The organism is Listeria sp. ILCC796, assembly GCF_900186175.1.
In the GTDB taxonomy this organism is placed as follows: domain Bacteria; phylum Bacillota; class Bacilli; order Lactobacillales; family Listeriaceae; genus Listeria; species Listeria goaensis.
The window spans coordinates 60299-83658 of record NZ_FYBV01000007.1 but is presented as its reverse complement, the minus strand read 5'-3'; the positions used below and the strand labels follow the sequence as shown (position 1 = coordinate 83658).

The 23360-nt window shown below is 35.2% G+C and carries 23 protein-coding genes and 2 pseudogenes; 3 read left to right on the top strand and 22 right to left on the bottom strand.

What is annotated here, in order from left to right; all coding sequences use genetic code 11:
* The first annotated feature begins 75 nt into the window (after positions 1-75).
* The 3 genes from CFS04_RS08770 to CFS04_RS08760 all read left to right on the top strand — a co-directional run bounded on the left by CFS04_RS08770 (position 76) and on the right by CFS04_RS08760 (position 1164).
* Entirely contained in the window at positions 76-387 is a 312-nt protein-coding gene (locus CFS04_RS08770; RefSeq protein WP_088810303.1) for an SdpI family protein, read from the top strand.
* A 69-nt stretch (positions 388-456) separates the two neighbouring features.
* Positions 457-936: a DUF2975 domain-containing protein gene (locus CFS04_RS08765; protein ID WP_088810301.1), complete on the top strand. Its 480-nt coding sequence runs from the start codon at positions 457-459 to the stop codon at positions 934-936.
* Between the two features lie 9 nt (positions 937-945).
* Positions 946-1164 (top strand): helix-turn-helix transcriptional regulator, encoded by a 219-nt coding sequence (locus tag CFS04_RS08760; protein WP_088810299.1) that lies wholly within the window; start codon positions 946-948, stop codon positions 1162-1164.
* 84 nt (positions 1165-1248) lie between these two features.
* On the opposite strand, the gene CFS04_RS08755 is transcribed toward CFS04_RS08760, so the two are convergent.
* The 22 genes and pseudogenes from CFS04_RS08755 to CFS04_RS08635 all read right to left on the bottom strand — a co-directional run bounded on the left by CFS04_RS08755 (position 1249) and on the right by CFS04_RS08635 (position 22670).
* Positions 1249-2325, bottom strand: coding sequence for a glycosyltransferase (locus CFS04_RS08755; protein ID WP_088810297.1), 1077 nt, complete (start codon positions 2323-2325; stop codon positions 1249-1251).
* Positions 2326-2456: 131 nt separating this feature from the next.
* Positions 2457-2966 carry a DapH/DapD/GlmU-related protein gene (locus CFS04_RS08750; protein ID WP_088810296.1) on the bottom strand — a complete coding sequence of 170 codons (510 nt, stop codon included), beginning with the start codon at positions 2964-2966 and terminating at the stop codon, positions 2457-2459.
* On the bottom strand, positions 2966-3700 hold the full coding sequence (locus CFS04_RS08745; protein ID WP_088810294.1) for a WecB/TagA/CpsF family glycosyltransferase: 735 nt from the start codon (positions 3698-3700) through the stop codon (positions 2966-2968). Before CFS04_RS08745 ends, CFS04_RS08750 begins: the two co-directional genes overlap by 1 nt.
* Positions 3701-3723: 23 nt before the next feature.
* Positions 3724-4377, bottom strand: coding sequence for a sugar transferase (locus CFS04_RS08740; protein WP_088810292.1), 654 nt, complete (start codon positions 4375-4377; stop codon positions 3724-3726).
* Between the two features lie 14 nt (positions 4378-4391).
* Positions 4392-5069, bottom strand: coding sequence for a CpsD/CapB family tyrosine-protein kinase (locus tag CFS04_RS08735; protein WP_088810290.1), 678 nt, complete (start codon positions 5067-5069; stop codon positions 4392-4394).
* Between the two features lie 6 nt (positions 5070-5075).
* On the bottom strand, positions 5076-5804 hold the full coding sequence (locus CFS04_RS08730) for a YveK family protein (protein WP_088810288.1): 729 nt from the start codon (positions 5802-5804) through the stop codon (positions 5076-5078).
* Positions 5805-5819: 15 nt separating this feature from the next.
* Positions 5820-7106, bottom strand: a complete 1287-nt coding sequence (locus tag CFS04_RS08725) for a nucleotide sugar dehydrogenase (RefSeq protein ID WP_088810287.1) — start codon at positions 7104-7106, stop codon at positions 5820-5822.
* 26 nt (positions 7107-7132) lie between these two features.
* On the bottom strand, positions 7133-7630 hold the full coding sequence (locus CFS04_RS08720) for a DUF4352 domain-containing protein (protein WP_088810285.1): 498 nt from the start codon (positions 7628-7630) through the stop codon (positions 7133-7135).
* Between the two features lie 205 nt (positions 7631-7835).
* On the bottom strand, positions 7836-8558 hold the full coding sequence (locus CFS04_RS08715; protein WP_179946385.1) for a Crp/Fnr family transcriptional regulator: 723 nt from the start codon (positions 8556-8558) through the stop codon (positions 7836-7838).
* Between the two features lie 610 nt (positions 8559-9168).
* Complete coding sequence (locus CFS04_RS08710; RefSeq protein ID WP_159457889.1) at positions 9169-11949, bottom strand: immunoglobulin-like domain-containing protein; 2781 nt, start codon at positions 11947-11949, stop codon at positions 9169-9171.
* Positions 11950-12026: 77 nt separating this feature from the next.
* Positions 12027-12803, bottom strand: coding sequence for a Crp/Fnr family transcriptional regulator (locus CFS04_RS08705; protein WP_244169934.1), 777 nt, complete (start codon positions 12801-12803; stop codon positions 12027-12029).
* A 146-nt stretch (positions 12804-12949) separates the two neighbouring features.
* Positions 12950-13957 carry a hypothetical protein gene (locus tag CFS04_RS08700; protein ID WP_088810282.1) on the bottom strand — a complete coding sequence of 336 codons (1008 nt, stop codon included), beginning with the start codon at positions 13955-13957 and terminating at the stop codon, positions 12950-12952.
* Positions 13950-14432: a hypothetical protein gene (locus CFS04_RS08695; RefSeq protein WP_088810281.1), complete on the bottom strand. Its 483-nt coding sequence runs from the start codon at positions 14430-14432 to the stop codon at positions 13950-13952. The genes CFS04_RS08700 and CFS04_RS08695 overlap by 8 nt, the downstream gene beginning before the upstream one ends.
* 189 nt (positions 14433-14621) lie before the next feature.
* Positions 14622-14810: a hypothetical protein gene (locus tag CFS04_RS08690; RefSeq protein WP_088810279.1), complete on the bottom strand. Its 189-nt coding sequence runs from the start codon at positions 14808-14810 to the stop codon at positions 14622-14624.
* Between the two features lie 154 nt (positions 14811-14964).
* Positions 14965-15174, bottom strand: coding sequence for a hypothetical protein (locus CFS04_RS08685; RefSeq protein WP_088810278.1), 210 nt, complete (start codon positions 15172-15174; stop codon positions 14965-14967).
* A 325-nt stretch (positions 15175-15499) separates the two neighbouring features.
* On the bottom strand, positions 15500-16585 hold the full coding sequence (locus CFS04_RS08675; RefSeq protein ID WP_088810276.1) for a hypothetical protein: 1086 nt from the start codon (positions 16583-16585) through the stop codon (positions 15500-15502).
* 2341 nt (positions 16586-18926) lie between these two features.
* Positions 18927-19625 (bottom strand): annotated as a pseudogene (locus tag CFS04_RS13105) (RHS repeat-associated core domain-containing protein); the annotation flags it as partial.
* Positions 19626-19854: 229 nt separating this feature from the next.
* Positions 19855-20208: a hypothetical protein gene (locus tag CFS04_RS08655; protein ID WP_088810272.1), complete on the bottom strand. Its 354-nt coding sequence runs from the start codon at positions 20206-20208 to the stop codon at positions 19855-19857.
* A gap of 143 nt (positions 20209-20351) precedes the next feature.
* Positions 20352-20672, bottom strand: coding sequence for a hypothetical protein (locus tag CFS04_RS08650; protein ID WP_088814589.1), 321 nt, complete (start codon positions 20670-20672; stop codon positions 20352-20354).
* 219 nt (positions 20673-20891) lie between these two features.
* Complete coding sequence (locus CFS04_RS08645; protein WP_088810268.1) at positions 20892-21569, bottom strand: HEAT repeat domain-containing protein; 678 nt, start codon at positions 21567-21569, stop codon at positions 20892-20894.
* Positions 21570-21923: 354 nt separating this feature from the next.
* Positions 21924-22071: pseudogene (locus tag CFS04_RS13180) on the bottom strand (RHS repeat-associated core domain-containing protein); the annotation flags it as partial.
* Between the two features lie 185 nt (positions 22072-22256).
* On the bottom strand, positions 22257-22670 hold the full coding sequence (locus CFS04_RS08635) for a hypothetical protein (RefSeq protein WP_088810267.1): 414 nt from the start codon (positions 22668-22670) through the stop codon (positions 22257-22259).
* Positions 22671-23360: the final 690 nt, after the last annotated feature.

Genomic DNA, 23360 nt, shown 5'->3' with positions numbered 1-23360 from the left:
ATTTATTGTACTAGAAAATCCCTTTTAATTCAAAGGTTAATTGAGAATCATTTTCATTAAGAACGGAGCGATCACATGTTAGACTTTGTAGTCCCCTTGCTACTCATCGGTTTAGGCGCCTATTTTTATTTTTTCACCCCAACCAATCAAAACCAAGCCCTCAGCTACCGGACAAAAGCGAGTTTAAAATCACCAGAAGCCTTCAAACGAGCGCATCGCTACTTAGGCAAGCTTTGGCTAATACTCGGTACCGCCACATTTTTCCTTTACGTTGCACTAAGTTTTGTCCCCATCCAATTTTTCATACGCAGTAGCTTGTTTTTCGTCATCCTTTTAATTTTATTATGCCTATCCATTTTATTAACCGAACGTAAAATAAAACAATAATTTTTTGTTGAAAAACAACAAATTTTATTTTATACTAAAACTAATCCTAAAAGTAGTGAGGTATTTAGTATGAAAAGAGAAACTTTACTTTTAAAGCTCGTCATTATTGTTCTCTGTATTCCAGTATTGGCGCTTGCATTTGTCGGTCTGCCTCGCCTGATTATCGGGGCACTTCAGACCTTTCCAAACAATCAAATTTTTGTTTATATGGCTTTCATCAGCATTTATTTGAGTGCCATTCCATTTTTCATTGCCGTAGTTCAAGCATTCAAACTGCTACTTTTAATTGATAAAAACAAGGCTTTTTCAACCCTTGCAGTTAAAAATCTAACTAAAATCAAGTTTTCTGCTTTCCTAATTAGTGGCCTATATTTACTCACCTTACCACTATTCTACATGGCAGCCAACATCACAGATGCGCCCGGAATTATTTTCATCGGAATCGTGGTCATTTTCGCCGCATTTATTATCGCCATTTTTTCGGCTGTTCTTGAGAAGCTACTACAAAACGCGATTTCCATCAAATCTGAAAATGATTTAACGATATGAGGTGATTTTATGGCCATTATTATAAATGTAGATGTTATGCTCGCCAAACGAAAAATGTCCGTTACAGAACTATCCGAAAAAGTCGGCATTACAATGGCAAATTTATCCATTCTAAAAAACGGCAAAGCAAAAGCCGTCCGCTTCTCAACCTTAGAAGCTATATGTAAAGCACTTGACTGCCAACCCGGCGACATTTTAGAGTATCAAAAAGACGACGAAACACTTTAGCAGGTAACTGTAGCAAATTATGAACTTACACGAAATAAAAAATCAGGCGGATAGCAAAGATTACCTTTGTCATCCGCCTGACCGTTAATTCGCTAGGATTGGCAACAATTTCACCATTTCCTCTTGAACCAGTTGTTGATCATATGCTGTCGCAGAATGAAAGGCATTGCGCTTCAATACCTGTTTTTCTGCTTCACTGATTGAACTAAATTGCACCAATTTTTCAGCAATCGAACTAGCACTACCAACCTCCGTGAAATAACCGTTTTCTCCCTCAATCAAATACCCTTGAATTCCCGCAATACGACTACCAATCACCGGAACTCCACACGCCATCGCTTCGATGCCAACAAGTCCCAAGCTCTCCCCTTTTCTCCGACTAGGAAATACAAAAACATCCATTTCGTTATAAAGTGCGGCCAAGTCCTCTTGCGGCAGTAAAGTATAGCAACGCACATCATCTTGAAGCCCGAGCTCCTGAATAAGCGCTTCTTTTTGCTCGTTTTCCTTACCATTCCCCACCATAATAAGCCGCACAGGCCGATTCGATACGCGCTTAAATTGCGCAAAACCTCGAAGAGCATCGTCCCATCCTTTATCAATATCAATACGTCCCACGTAGCCAACACAACAAACGTCCGCGTCCTTATCTATTTTTTGAGGTGCAAAAAGCGTGCGATTCACTCCACCAGACGGCGAAATCAAAATATCACTAGATACAATTTTGTATCGTTTTATAACCACTTGTTTGAAATAATCAGACGGCACAACAACATGATTCGCCTGTTTTAATAACCTTGCCACCCATGATTGCAACCGTTCTTGAATCCGGGTTTCCGGAAACACATCACTACCATGAACATTCACAGTAAGATTAATTTTACGGTTTAAAGCTTTCGCACATAAAATGGGAATCGCACTATGAGAAGCGTAATGCAAGTAAACTACATCATATTTTTTAAACAATAAAGTAAAGAAAATACGGAAGTAAAAAACAATATAATTCCAAAGCTTTTTCCACTTGTTTAACTCTTTATTCATTGTAACCGTATCAATTTCACTTGATGCATTTTCAAGTATATGCACATGATTTTTCACAAAAATGCCGTATGACGGGTATTCTTTAGATGGAAACATGTTGGCGATAACAAGTATTTTCATGTCTAATTTCCTTTTCAAAATATTTTTGCAACAACTTAGTAAACTTTTTTATTTTAAATTTTAGAAAACTGCACACTAACAAGAAGGCACATCGATTTTTCGAATCACTTTCAATGTGCCTCACTCCCTTTTTATCTCTCTTCACGAATCACTCTCGCCGGAACTCCGCCAATAATACTATATGGTGGATATTTCTTCGCCGGAACCACTGCCCCAGCGGCTACAACACAACCATTCGGAATTTCTGCACCCGCTAAAATCGTGACACGAGTCCCAATCCAAACATCATTGCCGATAGAAACAGATTTTTTTTCTGTTCCACTATCTAGAATTTTCTGCGTCCCGTCAATACAATGCGTTTCCGTTAAAATGACTACTTCAGGTGCCATTAAAACATCATCACCAATATGAACTGGTGCCGCAGCAATGATTCGCGAGTTATCACCAATTGATGAACGCGTTCCAATATGAATATTTTTCGTATATCTTAATTTTAAATTTGGTCGTAAGTTACTATTTTCTGCACAACTTCCAAATAGCGATTTAGCAACTTTGTTCTTAAGCTTGCGCAATAAGCGTCCAGCTGCAAGTCGATTAGGCATCGGAAGGCAGTTAAGTATTGAAAATACAATTGCAAGCATTACTTATGCCGCCTTTCTTTCAGCACTTTCTTCATGAAGCTTAAATTTCCCACAAAATAACGCTTAAACATGCGACGCGGTTCCTGAGCAAAACGGTAAAACCATTCCAAGCCAGTTTTCTGCATCCACTCCGGTGCCCGCTTTGTCAAACCCGAAATAACGTCAAAACTTCCTCCCACGCCCATAACAAAAGGAGCCTTCATCGTATCAATATGCTCCCGAATCCAAAATTCTTTTTTTGGACTGGAAAAAGCAACAAATACAATATCTGCTTGTGATTTTTGAATATCAAGCGCAATTTGTTCCGACTCAGCATCATCAAAATAACCATTTCGGCACCCCGCAATTTGTAGTGCTGGAAACTTCTCTTGATGAATCCGCACAACGTTTTGCACCACTTCTTCGGTTGCACCAAAGTAAAAAACTCGGTATCCCTTTTCTGCGCTTTTCTCAACTAATTTTTCAAATAAATCGATACCCGTAACTCTTTCAGGTATATGTTTTCCTAAAAAGTTTGCCGCCCAGACAATTGACTGTCCGTCTGCATTGATAAGCGGCGAATCATTTATAATTTTTGCAAGTTCGCTATTTTCCGCCATTAAATTAATTTTACTGGCATTAATAACAACATGCTGCACTGGTCTTTTTTCGTGGACAATCTCTTCAATTTTATCCAAAGTTTCTTGCATTGTTAGAGCATCCACGTAGCTTCCTAATAAAAACATACGAGTCATAAATTTCTGCTTCTCCTCTTGAATTAATAAGCACTATTCGGCACAAAAATCACGCGTACCGTTTTCAGCAAAATCTTCATATCTAGTGAAAAACTGACATGTTGAATGTAGTGCAAATCTAAATTCACCATTTCAGAAAAGCTAACATCATTACGTCCACTGACCTGCCATAATCCTGTACAACCTGGCGTGATCGCTAAACGTCCTAAATCCCTTTTTGAATACTCCTCAACCTCTCGTTCAAGCGGCGGACGTGGTCCAACTAAAGACATGTCGCCTTTTAAAACATTTACTAATTGTGGTAATTCATCAATGCTTGTTTTACGTAAAAATCTTCCTAATTTAGTGATTCGCGGATCATGTTTCATTTTAAACATCGCGCCTTCAACCTCGTTATGTTCAAGTAACTCGGCTAATTTTTCTTCGGCATTCGGAATCATCGTACGAAATTTATACATCATGAAGCGATTACCATCTTTACCAATACGTTCTTGCTTAAAAAAAACAGGTGCTCTTAAATCGCTTAGTTTAATGAGGATAAATAATAAAATAAAGAGTGGTGTTAACAGAAACAGACCGCAGCTTGCACCAAGAAAATCTATAACTCGCTTGGCAATTGGATAAAATCTCATAGTTGTTTTTGTAGTGGGCTTTGCCACTGTTTTAATTGACTCCATCTCGATTCCTTTCATTAACTATAATAGTAATAATTATTCTTGTTGCTTTTCACATAATTTAAGACCGATCCAATAATTGATACTTGGGTGTTTTTAAGCTGTTGTACCGCCAATTTCGCATGTTCTTTAAGCGTTTTGTCACTACGAAGAACAAGAATTGCGCCATCTACATAAGGGGTTAAAACTAACGCGTCTGATGAAGCTAAAATTGGAGGTGTATCAATAATAATTTGATCGAATTCCTCAGCAAAACTTGCTAATAATTGCCCCATTTTTTTAGAAGCTAGTAATTCATTTGGGTTCGGCGGTATCGTTCCGCTCGTTAAAATCATTAAATTTTCAATTTCAGTTTCATGAAAAACATTCTCTGGCTGGATTTCGTTATCCGTTAACAAGTCCGATAAGCCAATATTAAATCTAATTCCAAACGTTTTATGTCCCGTTGGTTTCCGCATATCTGCATCAATTAAAAGCGTTTTACTTCCTTGCTTCGCATAACAAATAGCTAGGTTAGCAGATATGGTAGATTTTCCACTTTCAGGCTCAGGAGAAGTAACTAAAATCGACTTATATTCTTTATCTACAGATGAAAAATGAATACCCGTACGAAGAGTTTTAAATTGTTCCGTAATCGGCGAATTAGGATTTGTTTCAACAATCAATTTTCTTCTGTTCATTTGATTATTGTGCATCAGACATTATCCTTTCCTCTTGCGTCTATTTCTAGTATTGCTTCGTTCTCGTAAATCTTCTTCTTTCATTTCAGTGATAACAGTTAAAACTGAAAGCTCCAAAATTTGCTCTACATCTTCAGTTGTTTTAATAGAACGATCAAAGAGATTGCGGACAAACATAATAATGACACCAATAATCATTCCAACAGCAGCTGAAATAGCAATTAATAAACTCTTATGCGGTTTTATAGGAGCAGCGTCTGAATCGTAAACGGCAGGTGACAAAATATAAGTATTGTCAATATTCATTATTTCAGGGATTTCCTTATTGACAATTTGAACTGTCGCATTTGCAATTTTGACGTTATCTTTTGCATTTTCTCCTTCGACATTAATTTGAATAACTTGTGACTCCGCCGTGCTGTTAACTGTAATCATTTGTTCCAATTTTTTTTCCGAATATTTTCCGTCCATTTTTTGAGAAACCTCTGATAAAATACGTGGACTCGTTATAATCGAGGCATACGTATTTACAAGTTGCAAGTTTGCCTGAACGTCTTTCGACTCTACAAGTGAGTTTTCCGGAACTGATTGATTAATTAATATTTCTGTTTCGCTCTTATAGACTGGGATTGCTAAAAAGTAAAGGTAGCCTGTCATCAAAAGTGTGCATACGCAAGTACTAATAAAAATTTGCCACTTATTTTTTTTCAAAAGGTCCCATAGCTGCTTTAGGCTTAATGTATCTTCCATTGTTTCCTCCTGTCTTTATTCAACAATTGAAACTAACTTTTTATTATCCCTTTTCATCTTATATAAGCTTCCCATGTTATAAACCCTTGCATCAGCCATCTCTGAAATGATGTTTTTCGTATCAAAAATATTTTTCTGATTCATTCCGTCAAGCTGTTCAGCTACTATCATTCTAAACTCACTATGATCGGCTAAAACAAGCATTAAATCAGCTCCTGAAATAGCTTCCTCAAAGTTTGGTTCAATCCACGGCTTATGCACATGTGGATCAAAAATAGTCATTTCAAAATCGGTTTCATCTTTTAATAATTGAACAATTTCAATAGCTGGACTTTCACGAATATCGTCCACATCACCTTTATAAGTGACTCCACATACGACTATTTTTCGACCGTCAATTAAGTTCATAAACTCTTTCACTTTTTCTAAAATAAAGTGCGGCATCTGATTATTAATTTCGCGCGCCTTTTGAATAAGTGGTGTGTTTTCAGGTGTTGCCGCTACAATAAAGTATGGATCCACCGCTAAGCAATGCCCTCCGACGCCTGGACCTGGTGAATGTAGATTAACACGCGGGTGCTTATTCGCCATTTGAATAACTTCAAGCGCATCTATTTGAAGTGCATCACCAATTTTTGCAAGTTCATTAGCAAGAGCAATATTTACATCACGATACGTGTTTTCCATGAGTTTCGAGAGCTCCGCAGCACCTGCTGTAGCCTCGATAAGTTCCCCTTGAACAAACAAACCATACACGTGTTTTCCTGCTTCTATGCAAGCAGGTGTAAGCCCACCAATAATACGATTGTTATATACCAATTCATGAATAATTTTCCCTGGTAAAACGCGTTCTGGGCAGTGAACTAAAAACACATCTGCACCAACAATGAATCCAGCCTCCTCTAGCATCGGCTTTACTACATCTTCTGTTGTACGCGGGGCAATTGTAGATTCTAAAATAACCACATTTCCTTTTTCAAGAAAAGGAAGAATATTATTTACCGCGTCTTTCACATGTGTTAAATCACAAGAAAGATATTCATCAGGAATATTCGGTGTTGGAACTGAAATGATGAAAACATCTGCTGCCTCTGGTTCCAGCTTAGCCTTAAAACGCTCGGATAATAATGCCTTATCTAGCTCTTCTTGAAGCCCTGGTTCTTCAAGGTGAAGACGCCCTTCATTTAACATATCAACAGCTTCTTTTTTAACATCTACTCCAACCACTTCTTGTCCGTGATTAGCAAACATTATCGCGGTGGGCAAACCAATATAGCCAAGACCAATTACTGCGATTTTCAAACGATCATCTCCTCATAGATTTAATCTCATTTGTTGTCTGGAATGGAAATTTCCCAAGTTGCAAGTACTTTAGGCTTTTCTTTGCCAAAAGTAACTGGTTTATAGGATAAATCGCCTGATTTCACACTTTTTGGCAATTCAAAATTTATTGCACCACTAACAGATTTATTCGCTTCGATATCTGTTCCGATATTATTTGCATCAGGAATAACTGTGTAAGTTTTATCGCCGTCTTTTATAATAAATTCGCTACCACCAACACCCCACGGCGTAGCATTTTCATTTTCAAAGTTCATATTGATTTGAACAATATTTTTATCGCCCTTACCGTTCTCTGTTGTTTCAATACTTTCAATTTTCATTTCTACATTATCTACTGTTTTCACTGGATAAGTTGCAGAAGCTTTCTTTTCCACTGACTCTTGTTTGTTATTTTCCTTACCTTCATCTTTTGCAGGTGCACTACAAGCTACCAAAGATAACGCACATGTGCCTGATAAAACTGCTAGTAAAACTTTTTTCATAGTTTAAATTAACTCCTTCAATTCTAAATTATTTCCTAAAACGAGTGATGAAAACTTCATCATCCAAATACTCTAGTGACTTGTAGAATCCATCAAAAATTTTGATAGATTGTTTGCAAGCGGCAACTATTTGATTAGTAGCCCACTTGCACAAAACATTTAAAACTCATAACTAAAATAAAAAAAATGCTTACGCAACTGCATTCTACTGTTCTTTTTCCAACCACTTTTGTAAAACCTTTGGGTTGTAAATCGCTTTTTCGGAGTTCGCATATCTCTCTAAATAAACAATGTAAATTTTGTCTACAAAGTCTACTATCCCTTCCTCTTTTAAAAGGCTTTCCATTTTCTTTAAAGAACTGGGACTTAGACCTGCGTATTCCGAAATGAATTTTTTGCTAAAATACTTTGGAAGAATATAAGCATCATCTTGCTTAACACCAAATTTTGAAGCTAATTCAAAAAAAGTAGCTGAAAGTCTTGAAAAGCTATTTTCGTTCATTAATAGATATCGATTCGTTAAAACATTATTCTGCTTTTGCATTTCTAATGCTAGGAAGAGCCAACCTTCTTGATGACTTAACAATTCCAGTAGTACTTCAGACTTTTGAAAGACAATTACCTCACAATCTATAATTGGTCGATAATTATCGACGTAATCCCCTTGCAAAATAATAGTATCCAACCCAATAAACTCATTTGTCTGCTGTAAACTAATGGGGAAATCCTGATGTTGTGAAACTATAATCCCTGATGTTAAAAAATAAATTTCATTGCTCTTTATTGGATTAATCACATGGTTCTTCTTCATTTTCCGATATTCATGTTTCACTTGTGGAGATTGAATGAGCAATTTCATCAAATTTTGTTGATTAAAATTTGATTCTACAGCATCATTGGAGTACAGTTCTTTAATCTCAGTAAGCATTTTTCTCACCCTCCTAACCAGAACGCTTTTCAGAATTTTCGTTTTTTTCAGTAACTTGAACGTTATCATCTATTAGTGAAAGTGCTTTAATCGACATGTTCTTACTTTAACAAAGCTACCTAAATGAAAATCGTACAACTCAAATCCTTTCTGAATTAACATACTCAAAACTAAGCTAATACTTTTCCTAAAATCGAGTACTTCTTTTAGCAATTCTTAATTCACTAATTATCATATCAGTTTAAAATCAGAAAAAAAGCTATTTTTATCGATTAACCTTTGTTTTTTGTGTATTTTCTGTTACAAGTTTTCTTATCTACTAATTACTAAAAAGCAATATTTATATTGAAAATCATCTGCTAAAAACCGCTTCTAATTGTTTTTTCAACCTTGATCTTTCGGCGTATTTTCTTGCTTTGCACGGAAAATTGTGCCTTTTTATTTTTTTCGTAAAATTCTCTACGAATAATCCGGTTTTTGATTATTCGAAATTTCTTGAGTTCACAAATTCGTTACAAATGTCCATAATTACATCGGATGTGTATATAAAGCAAATTACAGATAAAAAGAAGCATAAATCCTGTACAATTTATGCTTCTCTTACTAATTTTTATTCTACTTCCACATCATTTTGTACGATTATTTCCCCCATCAAACCGTAACCTATAATAGTAACTTGGTCATCTGTACTTAGAATCTTATCTTTCGCATAATATCTCCAGTTAGAATCATCCATGACACCAATTTTACTATATGTTTTGTCGCCAACTTTTAGTGCAACATATTTTACATCTCCAGTAAATTTTCCCTTCACATAGCTATCAATTTTTAGTGTAAAAGCATCTGGAGTAATCGTTGTTTCTTTTCTTGGTTCTTGTAAAACATTGATTCTTTCCTCATCAACGAGCGCCCCCGCCGCATTATATGCTCTTATAACAACAGTATCATTTGGGCTTGTAATTTTGTCTTTTGCATAGTATTGCCAGTTTATGCTATCAATTACTCCCACTTTTGCATATTCCATATTGTTCACAACAAGCGAAATATATTTAACTCCTCCTGTGAAAGTTCCCCTAATATAGGAATCTGTTATCATAATGTAATCACTAGAATCTTCTGTGATTGTCCCTTGAATGCTACCGGGACCGTTTATTAAAACAGCTGTCCTGTAAATTAATTTCCCTTCTGGATTATAGCCGAGTACCTCCACATTATCAGTGAGACTTGTAATTTTATCTTTTGCATAATATTGGAAAGTATCTTCTCCGACTACACCTACCGCTGGATAAACCGTTCCATTAACAACAAGCGCCACTTTTGCGATTGAACCTTCGTAAGTACCCGCTACATAATTGCTCACTCCAACAATAAATGCATCAGCTGAAACAGAGCCCCTTAATAAATCGCCATCTTTAAGCTCTACTTTTGCACGAGATAACTCTTTGCCTGACTCATCTACTGCCACAAGGTATACTTCTTGTGACAAACTTGTAATTTCATGTTCGACCAAGTATTCAAAACTTCCTTCAGCTGAAATGGCTTTGTAGTCTGTACCATCAACTTGAAGATACACTTTCGCTACATCACCACTAACTGTGGATTTAATAGCCTCATCATAACCAATATAGAAAGGATCTGTAATGGTTATCGTCCCTTCTGTTTCTTTCGTTACTGTTGTAGATGCAGAAGATGTAAGCCAGTCAACCATAGCGTTTACCGTAACAACAACGCCTACTTTTTGCGCTGGAATAGTTAAACTATATTGTCCATCCGCATTAACTGTTCCTGTAGCAATTACTTCCGCGCCTACTTTTGCTTCAATAGTTGCATTTGGTTCTGCTGTTCCAGAAACAACTGTAGATTTATTTGTCACATCATCAATGGTTGTTTCTGCTAACACTCTACCTTGCTGAACATTTGTTGAAGCACTAGATGTTTTACCTTTTGCCACAGCCTCTACTGTAACTTCAGTTCCAATAACTTGTCTAGGAATTACAAGATTATATTTCCCTTCTGAGTCAGAGTTTCCTGTTCCAATTACTTCACCGTTTACTCTAATTTCAATAGTTGCATTTGGCTCTGCTGTGCCTGATATATTTGTAGAATCCGTTGTCAGTCTGTCAATAGTCGTTGCTGCGATATTTGTTAAAGCATAACTACCACCACTAATTTTAGCGGTTGTCTTACTGACAAATTGCGCCTTGAAGTCCGAGCTGTTCGAAGTCAAATTCTTCTGGTTAAGATTACTTCGATCCCATCCAGACAAATCAAAAGTTGCTGTTTTAAAATCATAGTAATTATGAGTCGGTTTTGCACTATTAATTAATCCCGCATCCCAAGTTGATAATCCGTTATCGGAATTAATGTTGATATTTGTCGAACTTCTAGAATAGTTGGCAAAAACAGACCCTACAGCATTTGTATTTGTGATTAGAAAGTTAGAACCATTCTCAAATACTAATTTACCACTTGTTTGTACGGTCCCTTGCCTACCCGGAGAGGTTACAACAAAGTCTGCACCTGTCTGTACAGTTAAGTTTCCATTTGTAAGTGAAATTCCTTCTTCAGTTAATTCCCCTGATGTAGCCTGAAATTTACCACCTGTTACAACCGTCATTTCGGCATTTGACCATGCTGTATAAATCGCTTGTTCATCTGTGGATTTTAATACCATGCTTCCAGCAACGATGATTTTTGTATCGCTGTCATGTCCGTAAAGCGAAATATCTTTTGAAGTCACTTTAAAATCAGAATTTGCCTCTTGATTTACGCTATCGTATACTCGTAATGCTGGAGAACTCGTTTGGGAAGTGAAATTAACAGTCGCTCCTGATTTAACAAGAAGTTTATCCCCTTGATATACTTCTTCCCTCGTAGAATTTGCCGTAATTTTCCCCTCCAAAATGGTTGTTCCATGCGCATTATAAATAAATTGCGCCCCTGAAGAGTTGACGTCTTTATACGTCACAGTTACTTCAGAACTTTCGGACCAAAATAGCGGATAGATGTTTTGATTTGTAATCGTTATCCCTTCAACACGATTCAGTAATTTAGTTTTGGAAATTCCAATTCGGTAGTTGTTCATGTCGATCGTATGCCCGTCACCATACAAATTCTTTTGTGAAGAAAAGTTAAAGCTTGAAGTTACTCTAATATCTGCTGTAAGCTTGATATTTGTAACATTTGCATCTAGTAGCGCTGCTCTTAATTCCCCAAATGTCGCTACCTCAGTTGCATCAGCCGGTATTGCTGTCAATGCCACTCTATTCGCTACTGCTTCATCAGCAAACGCTGAAACAGGCGAAAAAGCAATTAACGAGCTCCCAATTAACACCGTCGCTAAAACAATTTTCCCACTTCTTTTTAAAAATCCCTTTACTACCATTAACATTTTTCCTCCCTATTTTTTATTTCTGATTGACTCAACTCGAATCAATCAATTTGCTTACATCAGCCATTTATATCCCCCTAAGAAAACACATTTTTTGAGCAGTATTTTTCTAAGTTGACAATATAAAATTTGTCTGCAATTTCAATAAATCCCTCTGATTTCAAACTAACTTCTACATTTTTGACTGAACTAGGGCTGAGGCCAGCATATTCTGCAATAAATTTTTTATTAAATTGTTTTGGTAGTATGTAGGTTTCATCTTGCTTTGTTCCAAATCTTGAAGCCAAATCAAAAAAGGTTGCTTTTAACCTTGAAAAACTATCTTCCTGCATTAGTAAATACCGATTCGTTAGAAACTTAATTTGTTTCTGCATTTCTACTGCTAAAAATAACCAACCTTCCTGATGGCTAAACAATTCCATCAAAACTTCTCCAACTTGAAAAACGATAACTTCACAATCTACAATTGCCCTGTATTCACTTATACCGTCCTCTTGTAAAATGATTCTCTCTAACCCAACAAATTCACTAGCTTTTCTAATATTAATGGGAAAATCTGTTTTTGTTAAAACCATTATGCCTGACGATAAAAAATACACTTCGTTGTTTGCAATCGGATTGACTATATTTCTTTTTCTGAGCTTCCGATACTCGCAACTAACTCGCGGTGAATGAATAAGCAATTCAATCAAGTTTTCATGACTAAACTCCAACTCTACAGTTTCATTAGAATAAAACTCCTTTATCTCTGAAGACATATGCCCCGTTCCTTCCTTTGGTGTATTTTTTTGACTTTTCCCCTTCTTTCCATCTTCTTTTTTTATATAGAAAAAGTCAATATATGCTGCAAACAAGCCTATTTTCACTTAATATCATATCAGGTTGCGACTGAAAAAGTGGTCAATTTTGTAACTTTTTATTCTTTTTTTGTGTACTTTCTGTTACGAAAACCCGAAAGAAACAAAAAAACCCCACTTTCAAGGTGAGGTTAGACTCCTTTTTATACATTTTCAAACATAACCGCAAGTTCACCATCAAACAAAAGAATAACGGCTTTCCCGCCTTCTTCTAAATTAAAATCCAAAAACGATTTATATGAAAACAATTTTTTCAAAAAAGAATTCGTTTGATTTTTCCTTACTTTAACATCCGGATTATTCCCATAAAAAAGATAAACCCGCTCTAAAAAGCTTTCTTTATGCAGCTGATTAATTGTTGCTTCACGCCTTTCAGCCGCTATAGGTTCCGAAAGTAACATTCTATTATCCAAATGATAATCAATTCCCAACTCATCCAATGTGTCATCGTACGAACTAGCAATCGCAATCATTTGAAGATTATCGCCTACAAACAATTGGGGGAGCGCATCATCATTTCCTGCATTGGGGCTATTTAAAAGCCGCGCAGAAATACGAAATTTTTCGACTGGCAAATTAAACTCTTTTAAAAATGCCGGCGGGACTAAAATGCCGCCTAAATTAGTTTCCTTATAGTCCATAAACGGAACGATTTTATCATCTAAACGTTGTTCGATTAGCTGAATGAAGTTTTCACAGTCCTGTTCATTTTGGGCGGACACATAGAGTGTTGGCTCATTTTCAAGTAACGTTAGCCCAACTGAATGGCCGTTTAAATATCGGCCAATGTCCCATCCTCCTTTTTTCCCAAATTGCTCTAAACGAAATTCACATGGGTTACCTAAAAATAGTGTCATATATTTACAAAAGCCGTAAACGCAATACTCTTCAAGGATTTTAACCACATGAAAAGGGCTTGGCGAGTGTAAATAAACTTCCGCCATATGCACCTTAAAAGGAATATTTTCCTCTCGCAAAAATTGTTTTACACTTCTTTTTTCTGGAAAAATTATGGTTGCCGCGTCACTGGCAACGATTTTTTGCATATCGCTAAAAACGTCCTGCCCGTATTCCCAGTCTTCAAACGAAATATCTCCTACAAAACCTTGATTTTGAATTGGTTGGTATTCCAAAAACTCCTCTTTATTCATCTTCTTCCTCCACTAAAAAACCGTTTTTCATCAATTTCCCGATAACATAATTCTTCGATTGCCCAAATGAAATGGCTGCCTTTAGGCAAGTTCCATCATTTTTCAAAAGAAGTAAGTGCTTGTCATAGTTTGAAAAAATTTGCGTCTTCCAATTTGTTCGGAAAATAATTTTGTTGATTTCAGATTGCTTCAACTGAAAACTTTTCCGTTCGCTAAGTAAAGCTTTCATTCCTTTTTTCACTAAAACAGCATCCACATGAGCCTCTCGTTTTTCCTGTCGCCTTCTAGCTATTTTGTACGGAATATAGAATAAAATGGCGCCAAAAAGCCCTGCCTGTTCAAGTAAATTTTCATGATGAAACTGCCCGCCTAGTTTTACAAAAACAAGTGTATTTTCGTAAAAATAAACCCGGTAATACTCATCAGCTGTAAAAACATGTGCAAATGACAAATGAATGTGCGGATATTTTTTCATAACTTCTCCTTTTTAAATGTTAATCTGAAGTTTTAGATACATGGGATAACAAGTGCATCTAAAACTTTGAGTAAAAGTACGCATAATGGACTACAACTTTTAAATTAGAATCTACTTTTTCTTGTCTGAAAAAGATAGCTACGTTCATTAGATATAGTTACTCGTATTAGCTTCTAAGCTGGGCATTATTTATCCAACCGATCCCATAACTTCAATTTCCCTGCAATAAAATCTAATGGATTGAGATTCATAGTCCTCAACATAATAGTTAATATTTTCTAGTATATCTAACCCCATACTTCCCGGTTGCTTTACTGGGATACTTTCTTTTAATAGAAAATCTCCTTTTTTGTCAATTACTACTAAACCAAGTTTCACAGCTTGCGTCCCCCATCAACTTGAGTATAGGCTTTTTTTATATTCTATTCATGATTCCAAAAAGAAAAACTGTATAAATAAAAAAACTAGGATTTATTATTTACACTCAAATAATTTTTAAGAATCTGTTCCTACTGAATGATTTCGTCCAAATTTAAAAATAATCAATCAAATTATCTATTTGCTTTCCATACTTAGTTGCCTCATCATTTTCGTCTAAACCATACTTGATAAAATACTCTAAAAGGATTTCTTTTATTTGTTCTTTTTCCTTTTCATTTAACCTCTCAATCTCTCCCCACTTCAATCTCACATGATACTCAGATAGAATTAAATCTAACAATTCTCGGTCTTCTATTTTCATATTATTTTTTCGCCTTCCTTAACCTTGTATTTCCCTTTCCCTTTCCATATGTTGTTATTATCTTTCCTCGTTTGCTAACCACTACTGTACTTTTCTTGCCACTTAACTTATATGCCATCCCTTTCCCCCCTCGCCTTACAGAAGTTTTTTTAGGATATTTAATAGTATGCAAAATAGCAGAGGGTTTTACCCCTCTATTGTTTCTAGAAATAGCTTGGTTTATCCCTTGGTTAGTATATCCAGTGATCTGTAAAGATGAAGCTGGCAAAAAGTCCCAGTCTCATCACTACAATCTCTGTACAACAACATTCAAGAAACTTTAAATTTACCACTCTACAAGGAATGCTCCATCTCCATAAATTTCCCAAATGAAGCATTTTCCTCCCACAAGCATTTCAATAAGTTGTTCATTCTCGTCATAAACGCCTGCTTCATTAATGAAAATATACCTCAATCCACCTTGATCAGCATCTATTTCAAATAACTCTATAACATCTTCATCTACTTCAGGAATACAAATAATTCCTCCTTTTTTGCTAAAGTTTATTCCAAGTTCTACTAAATCTTCCTCTGCCTCATCTAGTTCATTTAAAATAAATCCGTTAATTATACTATCTTTATATTGTTTATAAACAAGCGAACTTCGATCTACCATGCTTGAAAAAGTTAAATAACATGCTTTTTTAATTCTTACTAAGTGATATTTATCTTTCAACTGATTTAAAGATACTTCTTGTTCTTCAAACAATCCATTTTGAACTTGTTGCTCTCTTTTAAAATACCAATTTAGCCAGTGCGTATTAATATCACCTAAGGCAACAGTTACATCAGGATTTTTTAATTTTTTAGCCAAAGATTGAAAAAATGGAGAAGTACTTGGCAGCTTTTCATTAGCTATATCAGGATGCTCCCATGCTTCTGTTTCAAAAAGAAGCCCTAATATAGGTTTTGAGATGGTTTTAAACAGCTCCTCTTTATCCAACCAAAACTCTTCTGAATGTTCTTCATAAATGCTTCTTAAAAGATAATTTTCATCAAGTTTATTAAATGACATATACTGAGCGCTTAGATCAATATTTTTTCTTTTATTTATGCATATTTTAAGATTTTTTCCTTCGATTTCTTTTTTTATTAGCTCTCCTAGCCCAAGAATCTGCCCATTTGAATAAACTTTCAAATAGTCATCATAACAAAACTGTAATCCTTGAAAGTCAATATTAGAGCCATACGCATAAACATTATTTTCGACACTTTGTCTTATAGAAAGTATTTCAATAAAAAGTATCCACTCAATTGTATCTGAATATAAAGATAGCTTGCAAGCTATCATAGGAATGTTCTCATTATCTAGCATCGGGAAATCATAATTTATTGCGCTCTCATCTAATACTTTCAAAAAGTTATTTTCCAAATTGAATCACCCTACCTCCGCTTTTTTTTCAGAACTCTTACCTGTGCATCTTGTCTCGATGTACACCGGGTACAGTGTGGATACAAACGTTGTGACCTCCCTCTTGCCAAGGCTGTAGGGAGTTGATGGTCTGCAATCCAATTCCCTGACTTTGTTCCTGGACGTCTGACACCACAACTGTGGCATCCGTTTCGATTGCCAATTTTATTGAGCTTTGCTCTTGGGACTTTGTTTAACCTAGAGCTTCTGCTTGTAGCTTTTATTGATCCTTTTGCATAACGTCCCGGTCTTAGGTAGTTTATTTTAACTTTAAATCCAGGCTTAATATTACCTATATATCTAGTGGCTTTTACTGCTCTCTTAGCCAGCTTAAACTTACCACTAAGCGCACCTTTTCCACCTGCAATTAATGCTTTTTTCCAACTTTTCGTCTTTTTATAAGCTTTATAGCCGTCATAAGCTGCAAAACCGGCATTTATTGCGAGCCAAACCCAATGTCCATCAGGGTCAACGTGCATAACGGGGTTATTTTGACCATAATCGTACCTATTCATCGCCTGAGTCTGAGGTGTGGTGATAAACAAATCTTATTCTGACTCATAGTAACGCGCTAAGCAATATTATTTGTTTCCTTGTAGTACGTACAGATGCGGGTTAGCATGTGCCTAGGTTGTTCTAGCTATACCTTTCAGGACAACTTCCTAGGCACCAAAAGAACTCTACAATTCAATATGCTCAAGTAGATTATTGTATTCTTCGCCATCAACTTTTATTTCATCGGCTTCAATTAGCAAAAGCCCCTCCATAAATTCTAAAGTAAAATTAAAGTTAGCATCAAAACCATTATAAAAAGTATCTCTGGATTTAATTATTAATTTTTATTCCTTTGAGTTATCATATACTACTGATAATAATTCCCTTTTCTCTCCGTATTCATAATCTTCTGTAGAATATCGGCTTGTTTCATATCCATTTACAAAATAAAAACCACAAACTTTATTAAAAATTAGCTCTATTTTCTTATTAAAATCTGGATACACTAAGTGGAATTTGATTTGATTTTTTTGAATATCGATACTATGATATTCAATTAAAGTTACATCCCTGTTATTACTATACCTCCATATCTATCAACACTTCCATTATCTTGATGGAAAATTCTATAGTTTTGCCTTTTCAATAACTTGTTTCAAATTCCCGATGCATGAGTGGATTTAGCAGGTGCACCAGGAATTTGATTTTTGAAATAAAAAATGTTTAATTATAATGGTTTTTATGCGAATCAACCCTTATTATCATCATTCAGAGAAGTCGTTTTCAATGAATTAGTTGTCAAAAGATACAAAAATTAAAGACAAAAAATACACACTCATTATTAAATTCCAAGTGGTTACCATTATAAAAATTTTTTTATTTTTTATTCGATAAACTAAAAGTAAAAATAGAATTGTTATCAACAAACTAAATAGCGGTAACCAAATTCGATTTTCTTTAACAAATAATACTGCAAATGACAAAGTCAAACCACATACGAGAGTACCCAAATTGATGACAAACAATACTTTTACCATCCAACGTGATACATCAGTATTTAACTTTATCAAATAAGCTGAAGCTAAAACCACCATCATACACAATAAAGCCAATTCAATATTTATACTCCCAAATTTAAATTCAAAAATTCCTTCTAGCAAAAATTTCACATTGAATACATACACAGCATAGAAAACAATGCCCAGACACCATAATATCGAAATCACTAATAACAGTTTACTTTTCGGCTTCTTAAAAAACAGAAGGTTTAATAATATCGTTAGAATCACGAATATCACGGATTGATAGAGTATTTTATCGTCTCGCACATCCCAAGTAACAAAAAATATAAAAGACATGACAGATAAATAGAGAAATGACAGGAAACTAAGAGCGGAAAAAGTCCTATAACTCCATTTGGAAATACCTAGTTTCCCCTCTCCGATAACTATATATATATAGCCACTATATAAGGTGACCACTGTACACAACAAACTTATCATTATTTTCGTCAAAAAGGTAATTCTAATCACTTCCTTCTCTTTTTAACAGCTTTGCCTTTGTAAAATTTTTTCTTTTTGTAAAAACGGTTCAATTTATCATTATTAATACGGCTTCTTAATCTTGAATAGTTTCTTTTGCTTTTTTTAGTAACATTTTTATTGATTAAAGTTCTTTTCAAATGCTTCCCTGGATTTCTGTATAAACTTTTAGCATTTGTCCAAACTGATTTATATAATTTTTTCTTCTTTATAATTTTCATTCCCACTCTAGTCATTCCACCAAGCCCAAAAACTCGTCCAACGCCTGTCTTCCAAACACCATTTAATCCACCTTTTACTACAGCGCCAAATACACCGTTAGCAGAATAGCCTTTGTTCCTATTCTTATACAAATATTTACCTACCTCATAAGCTGATCCTGCCGCAGCGGCTACAGCCCACCATGCAATATTTCCATCTGGATCAATCATCATCACAGGATTATTATTCGTATAGTTATACCCATTCATCGTTTGCGGGTCGTCTTCGTCGCCTGGGTCTGGGGCGTAGGCAGTAAGCACGCCTTGTTCTGGTTCATAGTAGCGGGCCATTAAGTAGTATTGTTCGATTTCTTTGTCATACGTATAACCAGCGTACAGATACGGATTGGCGCGTGCCTCGCTTGTTGTGGCTATGTTTTTAAGAACAACGCCCCAGGCATCATAGGCATACTTCGCGACAACTTTGCCGTTTTCATCTGTCAGCGCCACTACATCACCATGCGCGTTGTAGTGATAATAAAGGGTTTTGCCATTCATTTTCATCGCGAGGCGAATGTTGTTGTCGGAATAAACATACTGGCGGATTACTTTTCCTGCGCTATCCGTTTCATACAGTACATCGATGCTGTCACCATCATAATGATAATTGATTGTCACACCGTCCACTGTTTTGGATAAGCGGCGGTTGTCATCATCATAAGTATAACGGACAAATGGACTATTTTCACCTTTTTTTGTGACGCTGATTTCTTTATGTATTAATATTCGTTTTTACCACATTTTTCTGCTCACTTGCTCCTTGGCCCCTTAACCTAAGGTCGCACAACCACATGAAAAAGTCGAAAAGAAGGCAATCTTTTCGACTTTTTCATCTACCTGATAATCAAACAATGACTTAGACTTCAAGTATAAAACATATAGGAACCTGACTTCACACTATTTTTTATAAGCATTTTCAATATAACTATGAAGCCTATATAACAAATGTCAAAACTATATAACTAATATATACAAGCATATTAGTTATTATTAAAACTAAAATACTAATATTTCTTATCCTATTTGTGGGTCTCCACCGAATCAAATTATTTATAACTATATTGGCTAAAAATATACATATTTCTACTAATAAAATAACATACATATATTCATACACCTTATCTGTTCCTGAAATGAAGAAGCCTATTCCTACCATTGACATACCTATCAGTCCAGATATTGCTATGATTTTTTCAATATACTGTTCCTTTACTTTCAACTTAGCAGAAGGAAGTATAAAATTGACAAATGCTACAAAATTAATGACAACATCTAAAATAAAATCCATTTCTCACCATCCTAATAATCTTACCAAGCTTTTTTTATTGCATTCGAGTTTCTAAATGTCCGGGCTTTCAAAGAATTATACCTTGCTTTCCTTATTCCAACTAAACGCTTACCCGCAGTATTTTTTAGGATTTTTAACAAATCTTACTGCATGCCTACCATACTGCTTAAAATTTTGGATTGTTTTTTTGTTTTAATGGCTCTAGCAATATATTTCCCCTTTTTCGCAAACCCCAACACTCTACCTACCCCAACTGATAGCACTCCTTTCCCAGCTCCTATAAGCGCTGCCTTACCAGCGCCCTTCCAAGTTGATTTTTTTCCTTTAAGCCTATTTTTAATATAGTATTTACCTGCACCAAACGCTGCACCAATACCAGCAGCTGCAACATACTGCCAGAAATGTCCATCAGGATCGATTTTATTTACCGGGTTATTTCCCACATAATTATACCCATTCATCATTTGTGGGTCATCTTCATCCCCCCCTGAATAAGGAGCATACGCCGTAAATACCTACAATTGGAACATATTAGCAATACGCTACCCCAATATTGTCTGAATATTCCAGAATGCCCAATTTATTCTAAGATGCTAGTTATGGCCCCTAAAAGGAGTTCCTAAGTACAATACTGTAGAAACCCCTTTTGTAAAGTTAGCTTTGTATACTTATCTGTTGTTTAATTAACTCTCTGGAAAATAATGTTCTAATGCCTCCTGAATTGAAATAGGTAAGTTAATACCTTTCATCTCTACTATTTTATTCAAAATTAAATTTTGATTTTCTGGATTTAAAATACTCTTTAAAGTTATAATAGTTCGTATAACTATTATATGATAATCATCCTCTAGCAATAACAATAAAGATTTGAGATATTCTTTTTTACCCAACCTATAAAGAGCATTATAAATACCCACAATTGCAACATTCCCTTCTTCAAGTGATACCCTTTCTTCCAAAAACCTTATCAACTGCTCACTCAAAAATCCAATAGCTTCTCCAGAAAAACATCTTACTAGTTCATCATCATCACTTTTTAGTAATTTCATTAATTCTTCCAATTGTTTAAAATCTTTTTTTTCTTGAATGATTTCTACAGCCGCAATTCGAACTAACTCGTCATCTTCTTGTAAACCTTTACGGGCAGCTTTTAAAACTTTTTCATCCGAGAAGCGAATTAACTCCTCATAAGCATATAATTTAACATCTCTATTTTGAGAGTTAATAAGTTGTAACAACTTTTCTAACTGTTCATCATTATTAAGGCGTCCAATAAATTCTTCCACTATCTCTATATCAATTTCATTATCAGATAGCAGTCTTTTCATCCATACATCATTTTCCTTTCCTTTTTTGTACATTTTTGAACCCCCTTGCTTTTAATTCTTTTTCATACCTTTTTTTAGCAGCTCCTGTTGCCGATTTATATCTTGCGAGTATTTCCACATTAGATAGACCCATTAATCCTGAATCTCTAACATTTTTCTTTCCACCTTTAGAAAACTTACTTATTGAACGTTTCCACATCTTACCTACTGTTCTAACTGTTGCTTTTCTAATCGGTTTTCTATACTTCCACAAAGTTCCGCACTGTTTTCGGAATTTTCCCGTCTTTTTCCAAGCCCATTTACTCCCTTTGCCGATGCCATAGCCAACCACAGGAGTCGCCGCAATCGCTGCACCATAACCCCAATAAACAACTGGAATTACAAATGCAAAATTCCCATCCGAATCCACATACATCACAGGATTATTATTCGCATAATTATACCCATTCATTGTCTGCGGGTCGTCTTCGTCGCCTGGGTCTGGGTCATAGGCAGTGAACACGCCTTGGGATGGTTCATAGTAGCGAGCCATTAAGCGGGATTAACCTTTATATAGAAGTTCCTGCTGCTACTTTTTAAAAAAACAGGTCTTTTATCTTTTGACATTCCACCTTATTCTAAAAATTCCTTATAATCTGTTTCTATTTCTTTCAATATGCTTTTTTTTCTCAATATCCTTATCTTCCATATAACGAAAAAAAAGAGTCACTTGTTCGCTAATTAAATAAAATAATTTTTTAATTGTAATGAAGGCAGGATAAATAGCGTCACTTTCCCTGGAGTAATATATGGAATCAACGTATTGAAATTATTTTTACTAGCAATTTGATTATTTTGCCTAATTGTCACTTTTAATCCATCGCAGAAATGATAATTTCTTTTATAATACTTAAGAATTTTTAGACTTTCTTCATGTAATGTTTTCGAAGACACATTCATTCGATATTTTAAGCCATGAAACTTATACATCTCATTCAATTCAAAACACTCGAGTTTTTCTTCCGCATATTCTTCCGCCTCCTCCTCATTCAAAATCCGTTTTCCATCCAGCCACTCTTTATAGTGGAAAATTTCATGAAGAATCGTTAAGAATACTTCTTCTAAATCTCCTTTTGCAGATAAAAAATAGATCACAATCCTAGGTGAACGGTATTCATGATTTGGCCAAATAAACTCACCCAATTTATCTGAAACAAAGGCATTTTATATATATAAATTCAAACGAGTTGGAAACTCTGTGTTTTCGTGAATCCATTTTATTAATTGACTTATTTTCTGCTTTTCTTCTAAACCTATTCCCGTATCCATTCGAACGCGCAAACCAGCTACTGACACTTGATTTTTTTGAGCAGTGATTTTTGAGATTGGTGGAAATTCATTAAAAAGTGTCTCTTGAAACTGTAATAGCAAAGCCCTTATTCGTTTTTTTAAAGCCTTCCCTTTTGAAGTTGGATTTATAACATAAAGTACCCCTTTAAGCAAAAACTCTAAAAAAGGATCAAGAGCAGATAAATCATCTTCAAAGGACTCATAAAATATTTGATATTGTACACTTTCTCTTTACCATTTGTAAATGATACTAGAGACAAATCTCCAGTACCATTTACACAATTGACTTTTAACGTTAACTCACCGGCAGATAGATTTTCTTTTTCATACCAGTTACTAAAAAGTGAGAATGCTTTTCTTAGATTAGCATTTATTTGTGATTCATATTCTATATTAATCTTCGTGTTAAACTCACCAACTTATTTCATCTTCTCTTTGATTTGTTTGAGCTTTTTATCAGTTCTTTTATAGTATATGTTTCGAGTGTTTGTAGAG